Origin of the sequence: Burkholderia sp. 28_3 (assembly GCF_003253915.1) — a bacterium.
GTDB classification, from domain to species: Bacteria; Pseudomonadota; Gammaproteobacteria; order Burkholderiales; family Burkholderiaceae; genus Burkholderia; species Burkholderia cenocepacia.
The window spans coordinates 114,282-130,246 of the sequence record NZ_QKZF01000008.1 but is presented as its reverse complement, the minus strand read 5'-3'; the positions used below and the strand labels follow the sequence as shown (position 1 = coordinate 130,246).

Sequence of the window (15,965 nt, the reverse complement as noted above, 5' to 3'; positions counted from 1 at the left end):
CCATGCACGCTGTTGACGTCAATCTCGATGCGGACCTGCAGGCGCTCGGCAAGCGCCATCTGCTGATGCACTTCACGCATGCCGATGCATACCGCGAGAACGCGCTGACCGTGTTCGACCGCGGCGAAGGCTGCTGGCTCGTCGACCGCAGCGGCAAGCGCTATTTCGACGGGCTGGCCGGGCTGTACTGCGTGCAGGTCGGCTACAGCCACGGCGCGGAGATCGGCGATGCGATTCGCGAGCAGATGGTGCGGCTGCCATTCGCGACCAACTGGGGCTACGGGCACGAACCGGCGATCCGGCTCGCGCACCGGCTCGCGGCGCTCGCGCCCGAGGGCCTGAACCGCGTGTTCTTCACGTCGAGCGGCTCGGAGTCGAACGAATCGGCGATCAAGCTGGTGCGCCAGTATCACCAGTCGCGCGGCGAGCCGCAGCGGCGCAAGTTCATCGCGCGGCGCGTCGCGTATCACGGCACGTCGTTCGGCGCGCTGGCGCTGAACGGGATGACGAACTTCCGCAAGCATTTCGAGCCGCTGATGTCGGGCGTGCGGCACGTGGGCAACACGAAACGCTACGGCCGCCCGGCGGGCGAGACGGAGGCGCAGTTCACGCGCCATCTGCTCGACGAAATCGAATCGCTGATCGTGCAGGAGGGGCCGGACACGGTCGCCGCGATCGTCGTCGAGCCGCTGCAGAACGCGGGCGGCAGCCTGACGCCGCCGGCCGGCTACGCGGCCGGGCTGCGCGACATCTGCGACCGGCACGGCGTGCTGCTCGTGGCCGACGAGGTGATCTGCGGGTTCGGCCGGCTCGGCGAGTATTTCGGGTCGGCGCGCTACGGGCTGAAGCCGGACATCATCACGTTCGCGAAGGGCATCGCGTCGGGCTACGTGCCGCTCGGCGGCGTGATCGCGAGCGACGCGGTCGTCGACACGGTGCTCGACGGGCCGCAGCAGATGTTCCTGCACGGCGCGACCTACGGCGGCCATCCGGTCGCGTGCACGGCCGCGCTCGCGAACCTCGCGATCATGGAGCGCGAAGGAGTGCTCGCGAACGTTCGCGACAACGAAGCGGTGTTTCGCCGGACGCTCGACGGGCTGCTCGAACTGCCGTGCGTCGGCGACGTGCGCGGCGACGGCTATCACTACTCGCTCGAGCTCGTGACCGACAAGGTCGCGCGCCGCTGGGCGGCCGGCATCAGCGCGCAGGCGTTCGTGTCGACGCTGCTCGCGCCGGCGATCTTCGACGCGGGGCTGCTGTGCCGCGCGGGCGTGGATCACGAAGGCACGCCGATCGTGCAGTTTTCGCCGCCGCTGGTGATGTCGCGCGACGAGATCGCATGGTTCGTCGCGCAGATCCGCGACATCCTCGTCGAGACCTACGCGCGGGCGACGCGCTGAGCGCGGCATCCGTCATTCCGGGAGCATTCGATGCGAACCTCACAGCAGTCCTATATCGACGGCCAGTGGCGCGATCCGGCCGAGGCGCGATCGATCGACGTGATCGATCCGGCCACCGCGCGGCCGTATGCACGGCTCGCGATCGGCGGCGCGACCGAGGTCGACCGTGCGGTCGACGCGGCGAAGCACGCGTTCGACACGTATTCGCGCTGGTCGGTGGACGAGCGCGTCGCGTTGCTGAAGCGCGTCCTCGAGATCTACCAGCGCCGCTACGAAGAAGTCGCGCAGACGATCAGCCAGGAGATGGGCGCGCCGATCGCGTTCGCGCGGGCGATGCAGGCCGCGGTCGGCACCGCGCATCTCGAACAGACGATCCGCGCGCTGCAGTCGTTCCGCTTCAGCACGCAGACCGGCTCGCTGCTGGTGTCGCACGAGCCGATCGGCGTGTGCGCGCTGATCACGCCGTGGAACTGGCCGATCAACCAGATCGTGTGCAAGGTCGCGCCGGCGCTCGCGGCCGGCTGCACGATGGTGCTCAAGCCGAGCGAGATCGCGCCGTTCAGCGCGATCCTGTTTGCGGAGATCCTGCACGAAGCCGGTGTGCCGGCCGGCGTGTTCAACCTCGTGCACGGCTACGGACAGGAAGTGGGCGACGCGCTGTCGCGGCATCCGGACGTCGACATGGTGTCGTTCACGGGCTCGACGCGCGCGGGCGTCGAGGTCGCGAAGGCGGCGGCCGATACCGTGAAGCGCGTGCACCAGGAGCTCGGCAGCAAGAGCCCGAACCTGATCCTGCCCGATGCCGACATCGAGGATGCCGTCACGCGCGGCGCGCGCAGCTGCTTCAGCAACAGCGGCCAGTCGTGCAACGCGCCGACGCGCATGCTGGTGCACGTCGATCATCTGGCGCGGGCCGAGCAGGCGGCGCGCCGGGAAGCGGAACGCACCGTCGTCGGCGATCCGCGTTCGACGGAAACCGGCATCGGGCCGGTGGTCAGCCGCACGCAGTTCGATCGCATCCAGCACTTCATCCGGCTCGGGATCGAAGAGGGCGCGACGCTCGTCGCCGGCGGCCCCGGCCGGCCGGAGGGGCTCGCGGACGGGTTCTACGTGCGGCCGACGGTGTTTTCGAACGTCACGCCGGGCATGACGATCGCCACGGAGGAAATCTTCGGACCGGTGCTGTCGATCATGACCTACCGGACCGAGGACGAGGCCGTCGCGCTCGCGAACGATTCGGTCTACGGGCTCGCGGCGTACGTGCAGTCGAAGGATCTCGAGCGCGCGCGCCGGATCGCCGCGCGGTTGCGCGTCGGCAACGTCCACATCAACTACCCGGCATGGAACCCGGCCGCGCCGTTCGGCGGCTACAAGCGCTCGGGGAACGGGCGCGAGTACGCGGAGTTCGGCCTCGTCGAGTATCTGGAAACGAAGGGTACGACCGGGTACACGGAAGGCGACGCGCGATGATGACCTGAGCGCGCGGAAGAAGTCCGCGGGGCCGCCGCGCAGCGGCCGGCCCCGACGCCACGCCGCCGGTGCCGCCGCTCAGCGCTCTTCCGCGTCCGCCTCGGCCGCATCGGGTCCCGCAACCGGCGCGGCGGCGGCCCGCCGGCGAATCTCGGAATCGAGGATCAACCGCCCGCGCAGCTTCCCTTTCATCCGCTTCACATGCTTGGGCGCCTCGGTCATGTGCTCGACCATCAGCGCCCGGACGCGCTCGGCGTCGCGCTCGCGCGCGGCTTGCAGGATCGCCTTGTGAATCGACACGTTCGCTTCGCCGAAGCGCTTGTGCTCGACGAGCGGCGTATCGTTCCGGAACTCGATCAACTGCCGGATCATCTCGTTGATCAGTTCGCAACTGAAGCGCAGGAACGGATTCGGATTCGCGGCCGCGAGGATGTCGTGGAACGTCGTGTCCTCCTGCCGCTGACGCAGCATGTGGCCGCGATCGTGCACGCCCGACGCGCCGTCGCAGCACGCGATGTTCGCTTCCAGCGCCGCGAAGTCGCGCTCCGTCAGGTGCGGCACGGCGCCGGCGGCCAGCTCGGGTTCGAGCAGCTTGCGCACCGTATAGATGTCGTCGATCGTCACGTCCTTGAAGAACAGGTAGTTCTGCAACAGCTGAAGCGTGCGGTCGAGCGGCACCTCGACGACCATCCCGCCGCCCGACGGCCCCGTCGTGACCTTGATGAGCCCCTGCACCTCGAGCGACTTCAGCGCTTCCCGGATCGTGCTCTTGCTCACCGCATAGAGCTGCTGCAGCTCGGCTTCGCGCGGCAGGCGGTCGCCCGGCTTCAGGTCCTTCTCGGTGATCAGCCGCTTGATCTCCTCGGCGACGAGGTCGGCCCGCTTCGGCTGCTTGATTTCGACCGCGAGGCCCGCCCTGGCTCGGTCCATGACCATCTTCACGACTCCTTTGTCTGACCGCGCGCCGCGTCATCGTCGACGATCGGTCCCGGCGCGGGTACGGAATTTTGCCTGATTGACACCAATTTTGATCAACTCTAGCATCAGGTTCATTCTATTTATCATGATAAATAGAATGAACCGGCGGCGCGCATCCAGGAGTGGCGTGGGCACGGTTTGGCAGTCGGTCGTATCGCGTGTGTCCCCCATCATGAGGAGCGTCAACTTGAATCGCCGAGAACTGTTGAAACTGGCCGCGCTGTCGGCCGTGCCGGGCGCGCTCGGCAGCATGTCGTCCCGTGTCGCGTTCGCGCAGGGCTCGCCCATCCAGCTCGCCTGCCCGGTGCCGATGTCCGGCCCGTTCGCCGCCAACGGCAAGTACGCCGATCTCGGCATGCAACTGGTCGTCAAGCAATACGGCAAGGTGCTCGGCGCGCCGCTCGCCTATACGGCGCTCGATACCGAGGGCAAGCCCGCGACCGCCGTGCGGCGCGTGCAGGAGATCGCGCAGCAGAAGGGCGTGCGATTCTTCGCGGGCGGCATCCTGTCGTCCGAATCGCTGGCGATGGGCAAGGAAGTCCAGAAGGCGGGCGGCGTGTTCATCACGACGGCCGGCGCGGACGAGATCACCGGCAAGGACTGCAACGCGGCGACCTTCCGCTGGTCGGTGCCGACCTTCGGCGCGATCGAGCAGACGGTGCGCCCGTTGATCCAGATGCTGCCGAAGGCGAAGCGCTGGTACACGATCACGCCGCAATACGTGTTCGGCGACGGGCTGCTGTCGGCCGCGAAGGCGATCTTCAAGGAAAAGGGCATCGAGCACGTCGGCAACAGCTACCACTCGCTCGCCGAGAAGGAGTTCAGCGGCTACCTGACGAACGCGGCCGCCGCGCAGCCCGACGTGCTGCTGATCCTGAACTTCGGCTCGCAATCGTCGGACACGCTGCGCCAGGCCGTCAGCTTCGGGATGAAGCGCAACTGCACGATCCTGCTCGCGTGGGCGTCGGGCCTCGAACAGTTCGAGGCGCTCGGGCCGGACATCTGCGATGGCGTGTATTTCGGCGCGCAGTACTGGCACGGCATCGATTCGCCGCTGAACCGCGATCTGGTGAAGCGCGCGAACGCCGCGTTCAAGGCGAACCCGAACTACAGCCTCGCGGGTTCGTACATCTGCTCGAAGATCCTGATCGACGCGATGGTGAAGGCCGGCAGCGCCGATCCGAAGAAGGTCGTCGCCGCGATGGAAGGGATGAAGTACGACGGCCTCACGGGCCCGGAGGAAATCCGCAAGGGCGACCACCAGGTGCTGAAGAACTACTACCTGCTGAAAGGCAAGCCGAAGGCCCGGATGAAGAACGCGGACGACTATGCGGACATCGTCAGCTCGGGCCAGTCGTTCCTGCCGCTCGACAAGACGGGCTGCAAGCTCGCTTGACGCCGTGCATGCGTTCGCGGCGCATCGCGCGCCACGGGCGTCCGTTACCTTCCTTTCCGACACGGAAGCCATGAACGTCTATCTGCTGCAGATCGTCAACGGCATCGGCGTGGGCATGCTGTATTTCCTGCTCGCCGTCGGCCTGTCGATCGTGTTCGGCCTGCTGCGCTTCGTGAATTTCGCTCACGGCGCGTTCTATTTGCTCGGTGCGTATCTCTGCTACCAGGCGCTGCAATGGTCGGCGAATTTCTGGGTCGCGCTCGCGATCGTGCCGCTCGTGGTCGGCGCGTTCGCGTGGGGCGTCGAAAAACTCGTGCTGCGCCACGTGTACGCGCAGCAGCACGAATTCCACATTCTCGCGACGGTGGGGCTCGCGCTCGTGCTGCAGGAGTGCGCGATCCTCGCGTGGGGGCCGCTCGGTGACAACGTGCCGCCGCCCGACGCACTGAACGGCGTCGTGATCTGGGGCGGCTTCGTCTATCCGAAGTACCGGCTGTTCGTGATCGGGTTCACGGCCGTGCTCGCCGCGCTGCTGTGGTGGGTGCTCGACGGCACGCGGCTCGGCAGTACGGTGCGCGCGGGCAGCGAGTCGACGGAGATGGTGTCGCTGCTCGGCATCAACGTGACGCGCGTGTTCAGCCTCGTGTTCGCGCTCGGCGCGGCGACGGCCGCGCTGGCCGGCGTGCTCGCCGCGCCGATCCGCGGCGTCGATCCGTTCATGGGGATCGAGGCGCTCGGCGTTGCATTCGTCGTGGTGGTCGTCGGCGGAATGGGGAATTTTCTCGGCGCGCTCGTCGGCGGCCTGCTGGTCGGCATCGTGCAGAGCCTGATGAGCACGCTGTGGCCGGAGGGCGCGCGGCTGATGATCTATGTCGCGATGGCGGCCGTGCTGCTGCTGCGTCCGAACGGTTTGCTGGGGAGGGCCGCATGATCGAATCGTCGAAACCGCTGCCGCCGGGCGCGGCGGCGTCGCAACGCCCGCGGCCGTGGCGCGGCGTGCTGCAGCGGCCGGAAGGCTGGCTCGCGGTGGTGGCCGCGTGCGTGTTGCCGCTCGTGTTGAGTTCGGGCTCGCTCGCGACCGAAGTGCTGGTGTTCGCGCTCGCCGCGCTCGGCTGCAACCTGCTGCTCGGCTACACGGGGCTGCTGTCGTTCGGGCAGGGCATCTTCTTCGGGCTCGGCAGTTACACGGCGGGGCTGGTGCTGACGCGCGGCGTCGCGTCCGTGACGGCCGCGCTGGTCGCGGCCGCGGTGCTCGGCGCGATCGCGGCCGCACTCGTCGGCTGGTTCTCGATCCGGCAGCGCGGTACGTACTTCGTGATGCTGACGCTCGCGTTCGGGCAACTGTTCTACTTCCTCGCGTATACGACGCCGGATGTGACGGGCGGCGACAACGGGTTGCTCGACATCCCGCGTCCGGCGCTGTCCGCGTTTGGCCATCCGCTCGTGTCGCTCGATTCACCGTGGCGCTACTACGGCTTCGTCGCGGTGCTGTTCGTCGCGGTGTTCTGGCTGCTGCTGCGCGTGTCGCGCTCGGTATTCGGCCGGACGCTGCTCGCGATTCGCGACAACGAGGCGCGCGCGGCGGCGGCCGGCTACGACGTGAAGCGCTTCAAGCTCGCGGCGTTCGTGATCTCGGGCGCGGTCACGGGCCTCGCGGGCGCGCTGCACGCGCTGATGACGGGCATCGCGCCGCTGTCGAACATCGACTATCACACGAGCGAGATGATCCTCGTGATGACGGTGATCGGCGGCACGGGCAACCTGTTCGCGTCGGTGCTCGGCGCGGCGTTCTACGTGCTGTTCGCGGACTGGCTGTCGACGCTGTGGCCGCGCTGGCTGCTGCTGCTCGGCCTCGTGCTGATCGCGGTCAGCCTGTTCATGCAGCGCGGGTTGTGGGGGCTGGGCGAACGCGTCGTGGCGTCGCTGCGGCGTGGCGATCGCACGGCGGTCACGGTCAAGGAGCGGCAATGAGCGAAGCGATTCTCGAAGCGCGCGGCATCGTCAAGCGCTACGGCAAGTTCACCGCGCTGGGCGGCGTCGATCTGCGCATCATGCCGCGCACCGTGCATTCGGTGATCGGCCCGAACGGCGCGGGCAAGACGACGCTGTTCCATACGCTGACCGGCACGCTGCCGATCACGTCGGGCTCGATCCTGTTCGACGGGCACGACGTGTCGCACGAACCCGATCACAAGCGCGTGCGGCGCGGCATCGCCCGCTCGTTCCAGGTGACGAGCCTGTTTCCGAACCTGAGCGTGCGCGAAAACCTGCGCGTCGCCGCGCAGGGCGTCGAATCGCGGCGGGCGCTCAATCCGTGGGCGCCGCCGCGCGGGGCGCTCGCGCACGACGGCATCATCGACGACGTCCTCGAGCGGCTCGGCCTGCAGCGCTTCGCCGACACGGCGTCCGGCGTGCTGTCGCATGGGCAGCAGCGCCGGCTCGAGGTCGGCATGGCGCTGGCGGCGCGGCCGCGCGCGATCTTTCTCGACGAGCCGACGTCGGGCATGGGCATCGACGATCTCGACGACATGAAGGCGCTGATCCGCGGCCTGCGCGACGACTACACGGTCGTGCTGATCGAACACAACATGGGCATCGTGATGGACATCTCGGACACGATCACGGTGATGCAGCAGGGGCGCGTGCTGGTCGAAGGCCGACCCGATGCGATTCGCGGCGACGCGCGCGTGCGCAGCGCCTATCTCGGCAACATGATCACCGGAGGCCGCGCATGATGCTCGACGTGAAGGAGGTGCATGCCTGCTACGGCAAGAGCCACGTGCTGCAGGGCATTTCGCTGAACGTGAACGAAGGCGAGACGGTGACGCTGCTCGGCCGCAACGGCGCGGGCAAGTCGACGACGCTCAAGACGATCGCCGGCGTCGTCGCGCCGACCGGCGGCACGGTGACGTTCGCGGGCCGGCCGGTGTCCGGGCAGCCGGCGCACCGGATCGCCGCGCGCGGCCTGTGCTTCGTGCCCGAGCATCGCGGGATTTTCCGGCTGCTGTCGGTCGAGGAAAACCTGCGGCTCGGCGCGCGTCGCGATTCGCCGTGGCAGCTCGACGACATCTACCGGATCTTTCCGCGGCTGAAGGAGCGTCGCCGCAACGGCGGCGCGCAGTTGTCCGGCGGCGAGCAGCAGATGCTCGCGATCGGCCGCGCGTTGATGAATCATCCGCGGCTGCTGATGCTCGACGAACCGGTCGAGGGGCTTGCGCCGGTGATCGTCGAGGAGATCGTCGCGCAGTTGAAGCAGATCAAGGCGGCCGGTGTCGCGATCCTGCTCGTCGAACAGAACCTCGAAGTGTGCACGCAGCTCGCGGATCGCCACTTCGTGATCGAACAGGGCGTGATCGTCTACGAAGGCAGCAACGCGGCGTTCGCGGCCGACCATGACGTGAAGGACCGCTACCTGGGCGTCGGTGTCGCATGAGCGCCGGGCCCTTTCAATGCGAGGAATGGCAACGATGCAAGTACAGGATGTGACTCCGGGCGTCGCGGCGTCCGGCTTGCGCGTCGATGGCGCGCGGCTGTGGGACAGCCTGATGCGGCTCGCGCGGATCGGCGCGACCGACAAGGGCGGCGTGTGCCGCCTCGCGCTCACGGACCTCGATCGCCAGGCGCGCGACCTGTTCGTCGCGTGGGCGAAGGACATCGGTTGCACGGTGCGCGTCGATGCGATCGGCAATATCTTCGCGCGACGCGCGGGCGAGCGGGACGACCTGCCGCCCGTGGCGACGGGCAGCCACATCGACACGCAGCCGACCGGCGGCAAGTTCGACGGCAACTACGGCGTGCTGGCCGGCCTCGAGGTGCTGCGTACGCTCGACGCCGCCGGGGTGCGCACGCGCGCGCCGCTCGAGGTGGCCGTCTGGACCAACGAAGAAGGGTCGCGCTTCGTCCCGGTGATGATGGGCTCCGGCGTATTCGCGGGCGCGTTCACGCTCGACCATGCGCTCGCGCAATGCGATCGCGATGGCGTGTCGGTGCGCGATGCGCTGGCCGCGATCGGGTACGCGGGCAGTGCGGACGACGGGCGCGGCGCGCATCCCGTCGGCGCGTATTTCGAAGCGCATATCGAGCAGGGGCCGGTGCTGGAGGCGCACGACACGACGATCGGCGTGGTCGAGGGCGCGCTCGGACAACGCTGGTACGACGTGACCGTGCACGGGATGGAGGCGCATGCCGGCCCCACGCCGATGGAACTGCGCCGCGATGCGCTGCTGGTCGCGGCCGATCTCGTGCGTGCGGTGAACGGCATCGCGCGCGCGCATCCGCCGCACGGACGCGGCACGGTCGGCTGGGTCGACGTGCACCCGAATTCGCGCAACGTGATTCCCGGTCGCGTGACGCTGACCGTCGACCTGCGCGCGGCCGACGACGCGACGCTGACGGCGATGGACGCGCAACTGCGCGCGGCATGCGCCGACCTGGGCGCGGCGGCCGGGATGCGGATCGACATCGAGCCGGTCGTGTATTTTCCGCCGCAGCCGTTCGATCCGGCGCTGGTCGAGCAGGTCCGCGCCGGCGCGCGCGCGCTCGGGCTGTCCTCGATGAACGTGATCAGCGGCGCGGGCCACGATGCGGTGTATCTCGCGCGCGTGGCGCCGACCGCGATGATATTCGTGCCGTGCAAGGACGGGATCAGCCACAACGAGATCGAGGACGCCGATCCGGCACATCTGGAAGCCGGCTGCAACGTGCTGCTGCATGCGATGCTGGGCGCGGCCGGGATTGCGGAGGGCCGTGCACGATGAAGATCCTGATCGCCCGGATGAACCACGAGACCAATACGTTCTCGCCGGTGCCGACGCCGCTCGCCGCGTTCGGCCGTAACGGCCCCGACTGGGGCGACGATGCGTATCGCGCGAATCGCGGGATGCGCACCGCGATGGCCGCGTTCATCGACGCGGCCGAGCGCGAAGGCGCCGATATCGTGACGCCGGTGTCGGCCGCCGCGAACCCGAGCGGGCCGGTCGCGGCCGACGCGTATGCGGCGATCTGCGATGCGATCGTCGCCGCCGCGCCGGGCTGCGACGCGGTGATGCTCGACCTGCACGGCGCGATGGTTGCCGAGCAGAGCGCGGACGGCGAGGGCGACCTGCTCGCGCGGGTGCGCGCGGCGCTGCCGGCTGCGCCGATCGCGGTCGCGCTCGACCTGCATGCGAACGTCACGCAGAAGATGATCGACAACGCGGACGTGATCGTCAGTTTCAAGACGTATCCGCACGTCGACATGTACGAGACCGGCGAGCATGCGGCGCGGCTGCTGCTGGACCGATTGCACGGCCGCGCGCGGCCCGTGCTCGCGTGGCGGCAGCCGCCGCTGATGACGTCGACGCTGCGCAGCGCGAGCGCCGAAGGCGCGATGCGGCGCGCGGTGGAAGCCGCATGCGCGGCCGAGGCGGACGGCATGCTCGCGGTCTCGGTGCTGCCCGGTTTCTCGCTCGCGGATATTCCCGCGCCGTGCATCAGCGTGGTCGTGGTAGCCGACGGCGACCGCGCCGCGGCCGACGCCGTCGCCGAACGCATCGCGCGGCAGATCTGGGATGCGCGCGACGAATTCGTCTATCGCAGCGCGCCGCTCGCCGAATCGGTCGCACAGGCCGCGGCGCTCGCCGACGGCGCGGACCGCCCGGTGCTGATGCTCGATCACGGCGACAACTGCATGTCGGGCGGCCCGTGCGACACGATGGACCTGCTCGAAGCCGCGCTCGCGCACGGGCTCGACGGGATCGTCAGCGGGCCGTTGTGCGACCCCGAAGCCGTCGCGGCGCTGATCGACGCGGGCGTCGGCGCTACCGTCACGGTGCCGGTCGGCAACCGTCTGCCGTCGCACGGCGGCGTGCGGCGCGAACCGTTCCGCGCGACGGGCATCGTGCGCGCGATCACCGACGGCGAGTACGTGATCACGGGGCCGACGTACACCGGGCAGCGTGCGTACATGGGCCGCGCGGCGGTGCTTGACATCGGCACGGCCACGCTCGTCGTCACCGAGCGCACGCAGGAGCCGTGGGATCTCGGCGTGTTCGAGAGCGTGGGTGTCGATCCGCGGCGCGCGCGCTTCCTGCTGCTGAAGTCGCGGATGTATTGCCGGCCGGTGTTTGTGCCGATTTCGTCCGCGCTGGTCGAATGCGACAGCCGCGGCGTGACGGGCTCGGACTTCGGGCTGTTTCGCTACGCGCGGCTCGCGCGGCCGGTGTATCCGCTCGACGACGTCGTCGAGTGGTCATCGGGGACGCGACGCACGGATTGACGGAACCGGACCGGGCGCGAGACGCCGGGTCGGCCCGCTTTCGGGCATCATCCGATAGCGCCGGCCCGTCGAGCAGCAGGGCCGGGCAATCCATTGCGTCCGCAACCGATCCGGAGAACCGACCGCCATGCATTCGAATCCTTTCCGCCTGCGCAGCGCGCGCCTGCTCGCCGCGCTGACCCTCGCCACGACGGCCGTTGCCGTGCACGCCGCCGACTGGATCGTGTCCGGCAACGACGGCAAGTACCAGCGCGTCGAGGGCCGCGACACCTATCTGCCTGCCCCGCCCGCCGACACGCTGACGCTGCTCGACGCCAGCACGTTCCCGCCGAAGGTCGCCCTGCAGGTCGACGTCGAGAACGGTATCCAGGGGCCGCCGCAGGCCGTCGCGATCACGCCCGATGCGAAGCTCGCGCTCGTCGGTGCGCCGACGCGCTACGACACGGCCGCGAAGCAGCTCGTATTCGACACGTTTCTACAAGTCGTGAATCTCGACAGCGCGCCGCCGGCGATCACGCGCATCGAGCTCGGCACGCATCCGCAAGGGATCGCGATCGACCGCTCGGGCCGGCTCGCGCTCGTCGCCAACGTCGACGGCAGCGTGTCGATCGTGCGTATCGACGGCACCCACGTGACGCTCGACGGCAACCTGAAAATCGGCAAGAAGCGGCTGGCCGGGATCAGCTTCACGCACGACGGCAAGCATGCGCTCGTGTCGCTGCGCGACGAGCAGGGCATCGCGGTACTGAACGTCGACGACGGCAAGGTGACCGACAGCGGCACGCGCCTGAGCACCGGCGTCGCGCCGTATACGATCGACGTGTCGAGCGACAACCGCTGGGCCGTCGTCAGCAACGTCGGGCTCGCGGGGCTGCCCGGTTACTCCGGCACGCTCGCGGGCGACGCCGATTCGGTCGCGCTGATCGACGTGTCGCGCGTGCCGTTCCGCACGGTCCAGTACCTGACGGTGCCGTCGCTGCCGGAAGGCGTCGCGATTTCGCCGAACGGCAAGTGGATCGCCGTGCAGGCGATGGACGGTTCGAACCTGACGGCCGACAACCCGGGCCGCCACAAACTCGGCAAGGTGCTGCTGTTCGAGATCCGCGACGGGCAGGCCGTGAAGGTGAGCGAGGCGCCCGGCGGCGAAGCCGCGCAGGGCATCGTGTTTACCGCCGACAGCCGGCACGTGATCGTGCAGTTCAACGTCGAACGGCAGCTTGCGCTGTATGCGGTCGACGGCGGCAAGCTGCGCGATACGGGCAAGCGGATCGCGCTGACCGGCGGCCCGTCTTCGCTGAGGACGTTGCCGCGCTGACGCGCCGCCGCGCGCTTCGTCAATTCTTTCGCATCCCTGAGTGAACGGGGCGCCCGGAGTCGCCGGGCGCCCGTCGCCGCACATCCCGCTCCGGCTGGTTGCAACGCAACAAACGCGGGAAATTTGTGCTCAAAGCCACTTAACTCACAATTGTTTAGTTAAACAAACTGAAAATTCGGGAAACTTCTTGTGGTGAATAAACAGTCGTTACGGCACTGTTAAGTCCCCGGGAAGGGAGCGCCGGATGCGGTGCCGATTCGGTGGGCAGCACGCCCGCGCCTGCCGCGATAGCGGCAGGCGCCGGAAATTCGCAAGCGGAAGTCTGCGCGGCGCCGATTGGGGGGGAAGCCGGCGTCGCGCCGCGCAAGGTGGCAAGCCTGGCGGCGCGTCGGAACATCGTCGACGCCGGATGATTCGTTTAATTAATGGTACTAAACGAAAATGAAAAATCCACGACTCTTGATCGTCGCTGCACTGACGTGTGCGGCGCTCGCCGCGTGTGGCGGCGATGACGTGAACGGTACGTCGACCGCCGGCAACGGCGGCACGGACGGGCCATCGACATCGGGGCCATCGCAACCGGGACAACCGGGGCAGCCAGCGCAACCGGGCCAGCCGTCCACGCCGACGCCCACGCGCACCAACATGCAATTGACGCAGTTCGTCAATCCGCTGATCGGCACGCAGGTCAATGGCGACTCCGGCTACGCGGGCAACGTGAACCCGGGCGCCACGGTGCCGTTCGGGATGGTCGATTTCGGGCCGAACACGCCGCGCTACAACTTCAACGGGTCGGGCGGCTACCTGTCGTCGGGCGGATCGACCGGTACGATCGATTTCTTCAGCGTCACGCACCTGAGCGGCGTCGGCTGCCCGGGGCAGGGCGCAGTCGCGATGCTGCCCACCGACGGGGCGAACGCCATCGCGCCGGGCGGCAGACCGGCCGGCATCGGATACAGCTATGCGGATGAAGTGGCTCAACCGGGCTACTACAAGGTGCGCCTCGCGAACGGCATCACGACGGAACTGAGCGCGACCGCGCGTTCCGGCCTCGCGCGCTTCACGTACACGGACAAGAACAAGGGCTTTTTCTCGATCGATGCGAAGCTGAACGGCAACAGCGATTCGGGCAGCACGAGCATCACCGCGAACAACGTGGCGCTCGCGCTCGCCAGCGACGGCCGGTCGATGAGCGGGCAGGCGGTCGCGCCGGCGTTCTGCACGCCGTACGGCACGATCTGGAATGCTCCCGTGTATTTCTATGCGACCTTCGACAAGCCGCTGCGCAAGCAAACGGGTACGTCGTCGGTGAATACCGCGAGCAACGGCGCGGCGACACTGCAGTTCGACCTGACCGATGCGGACAAGACCGTCACCGTGAAGGTCGGCATCTCGTCCGTCAGCGTGTCGAATGCGCAGGCCAACCTCGCGGCCGAGGGCGAAAAACTGGCGTTCGACGATGCGCGGACGAAGGCCTCCGCGGCGTGGAACGACCGGCTCAACACGATCCAGATCGATCAGGCGAAGGACCCGGCTGCGCTGAACGCCACGCAGAAGGCGAATCTCACGAAGTTCTACACGGCGCTGTATCACGTGTTCAGCGCGCCGACGCTCTACAGCGACACGAATGGCGAGTTCCGCAGCATGCGTCAGCCGAAGAACGCGAACGGCGGCTATCCGACCTCGGTGGACCGGACCGGCACCGTCCCGCAGCGTGCCACCGCGAACGTCAAGGACTATGCGTACAAACGTCCGGACGGCTCGCAAGGCGGCGGCGCCAATCACTACACGGGTTTCTCGCTGTGGGATACGTATCGCTCCCAGGCGCAGTTGCTCGCGATGCTCGCGCCGCAGGAAGCGAGCGACATGATGCAGTCGCTCGTCGTCGACGGGCTGCAGTGCGGCGCGTTTCCGCACTGGGTCGACGGCAGTGACGATTCGACGCCGATGGCGGGCGACAACGCGCTGAACGTGATTGCCGGTTCCTACAAATTCGGCGCGACCGATTTCGATCTGGTGTCGGCCGCGCGCCTGACGAAGCAGTCGGTGTTCGATCCGTCGAGCGCGTGCAACGACCGCGCGAGCGCGCCGGGGCTCGCCAATTTCCTGACGGCCCATTATCTGTCGCAGAGCGACGACGGCCACTCGTCGTCGGCGACCATCGAGCGCGTGCTGAGCGACCGCTCGGCGGCCGCGTTCCTGCAGGCGCTGCCTGCCAGCGTGCTGAACGCGCCGTCGGTCGGCGTGACGGCGGACAACATCGGCACGCTGTACACGCGCGCATCGTGGTGGCGCAACATCTTCGACTACCCGAACAAGGTGATCGCCGCGCGTAACGCGCCGCCGGCCGGTGCGGCGCCCGGCACGCTGGGCGCGCTCGTGCCGGGTTCGTTCCACGAATCGACGGAGCCGAACTACTTCTGGTCCTTCGCGCAGGACTGGTCCGCGCTGATCGATGCGATCGGCGGCAAGCAGGCGGCCGTCGCGCGGCTGAACAAGCTGTTCGCGATCACGACGCCGTATTCGACGGTGCCGACTTCGGGCAGCCTGAACGGCGGCGAATCGTCGAACGGCCTCTATATCGGCAACGAACCGTCGTTCCAGTCGCCATGGGGCTACAACTGGGCCGGGCAACCGAGCGGGGCGCAGTACATCCTGCCGATCATCATGGCGCAGACGTTCGGCACCGGCCGCGACGGCCTGCCGGGCAACGACGACATGGGCGCGACGTCGAGCTGGTACGTGTGGGCGACGCTCGGCATGTTCCCGGTCATTCCGTCGGAAGCTGGTCTTGCGTTGTCCACGCCGCAATTCAGCGGCATCACGGTCTGGCTCGGCAACGGCAAGACGCTGCGGCTCGAAAGCGACCAGCAGGTCGCGGCGGACGATACCGGCCGTGCCGCGTTCCCGTATATCCAGTCGCTGAAGGTCAATGGAGCCGACTATGCCGGGTCATGGCTGCCGCTGGGCAAGATCGCCAACGGTGGGACGATGCGCTACGCGCTGTCCGCGACGCCGACGCAATGGGCGGCCGCCGACAACCTGACGCCGCCGTCCGGGCCGAACGCGGACTATACGCAGATGACCGCCGGCGGCGCGTCGACTGCGATGCGCACGCAGCGCCAGGTCGGCGCGCGATAAAGGCAGGGA

At 68.3% G+C, this 15,965-nt stretch carries 12 protein-coding genes; 11 read left to right on the top strand and 1 reads right to left on the bottom strand.

Going from position 1 to position 15,965, the window contains the following annotated elements; all coding sequences use genetic code 11:
• Positions 1–2 precede the first annotated feature (2 nt).
• A complete protein-coding gene (locus tag DFS13_RS19005; protein WP_006484830.1) occupies positions 3–1,400 on the top strand; it encodes an aspartate aminotransferase family protein in 1,398 nt (465 codons plus the stop codon).
• A gap of 30 nt (positions 1,401–1,430) precedes the next feature.
• Positions 1,431–2,870, top strand: a complete 1,440-nt coding sequence (locus DFS13_RS19000; RefSeq protein WP_111441993.1) for an aldehyde dehydrogenase family protein — start codon at positions 1,431–1,433, stop codon at positions 2,868–2,870.
• A 78-nt stretch (positions 2,871–2,948) separates the two neighbouring features.
• On the opposite strand, the gene DFS13_RS18995 is transcribed toward DFS13_RS19000, so the two are convergent.
• Positions 2,949–3,806: a FadR/GntR family transcriptional regulator gene (locus DFS13_RS18995; RefSeq protein WP_006497935.1), complete on the bottom strand. Its 858-nt coding sequence runs from the start codon at positions 3,804–3,806 to the stop codon at positions 2,949–2,951.
• 229 nt (positions 3,807–4,035) lie between these two features.
• Between DFS13_RS18995 and DFS13_RS18990 the strand changes: the two genes are divergently transcribed.
• The 9 genes from DFS13_RS18990 to DFS13_RS18950 all read left to right on the top strand — a co-directional run bounded on the left by DFS13_RS18990 (position 4,036) and on the right by DFS13_RS18950 (position 15,956).
• Positions 4,036–5,244 (top strand): ABC transporter substrate-binding protein, encoded by a 1,209-nt coding sequence (locus tag DFS13_RS18990; RefSeq protein ID WP_006485185.1) that lies wholly within the window; start codon positions 4,036–4,038, stop codon positions 5,242–5,244.
• 70 nt (positions 5,245–5,314) lie between these two features.
• The gene (locus tag DFS13_RS18985; protein WP_006497936.1) at positions 5,315–6,175 is read left to right on the top strand and encodes a branched-chain amino acid ABC transporter permease; all 861 of its coding nucleotides are present in this window, start codon (positions 5,315–5,317) and stop codon (positions 6,173–6,175) included.
• The gene (locus tag DFS13_RS18980; RefSeq protein WP_062885939.1) at positions 6,172–7,215 is read left to right on the top strand and encodes a branched-chain amino acid ABC transporter permease; all 1,044 of its coding nucleotides are present in this window, start codon (positions 6,172–6,174) and stop codon (positions 7,213–7,215) included. Before DFS13_RS18985 ends, DFS13_RS18980 begins: the two co-directional genes overlap by 4 nt.
• Entirely contained in the window at positions 7,212–7,979 is a 768-nt protein-coding gene (locus DFS13_RS18975; RefSeq protein WP_111441992.1) for an ABC transporter ATP-binding protein, read from the top strand. Before DFS13_RS18980 ends, DFS13_RS18975 begins: the two co-directional genes overlap by 4 nt.
• Entirely contained in the window at positions 7,976–8,677 is a 702-nt protein-coding gene (locus tag DFS13_RS18970) for an ABC transporter ATP-binding protein (protein WP_006485194.1), read from the top strand. The genes DFS13_RS18975 and DFS13_RS18970 overlap by 4 nt, the downstream gene beginning before the upstream one ends.
• Before the next feature lie 34 nt (positions 8,678–8,711).
• Positions 8,712–10,001 (top strand): Zn-dependent hydrolase, encoded by a 1,290-nt coding sequence (locus DFS13_RS18965; RefSeq protein ID WP_069352216.1) that lies wholly within the window; start codon positions 8,712–8,714, stop codon positions 9,999–10,001.
• Positions 9,998–11,500, top strand: coding sequence for a M81 family metallopeptidase (locus DFS13_RS18960; RefSeq protein WP_069352156.1), 1,503 nt, complete (start codon positions 9,998–10,000; stop codon positions 11,498–11,500). Before DFS13_RS18965 ends, DFS13_RS18960 begins: the two co-directional genes overlap by 4 nt.
• A gap of 127 nt (positions 11,501–11,627) precedes the next feature.
• On the top strand, positions 11,628–12,815 hold the full coding sequence (locus DFS13_RS18955) for a beta-propeller fold lactonase family protein (RefSeq protein ID WP_034203920.1): 1,188 nt from the start codon (positions 11,628–11,630) through the stop codon (positions 12,813–12,815).
• 645 nt (positions 12,816–13,460) lie between these two features.
• Complete coding sequence (locus DFS13_RS18950; RefSeq protein ID WP_181461622.1) at positions 13,461–15,956, top strand: glycoside hydrolase domain-containing protein; 2,496 nt, start codon at positions 13,461–13,463, stop codon at positions 15,954–15,956.
• The last annotated feature ends 9 nt before the right edge of the window (positions 15,957–15,965 follow it).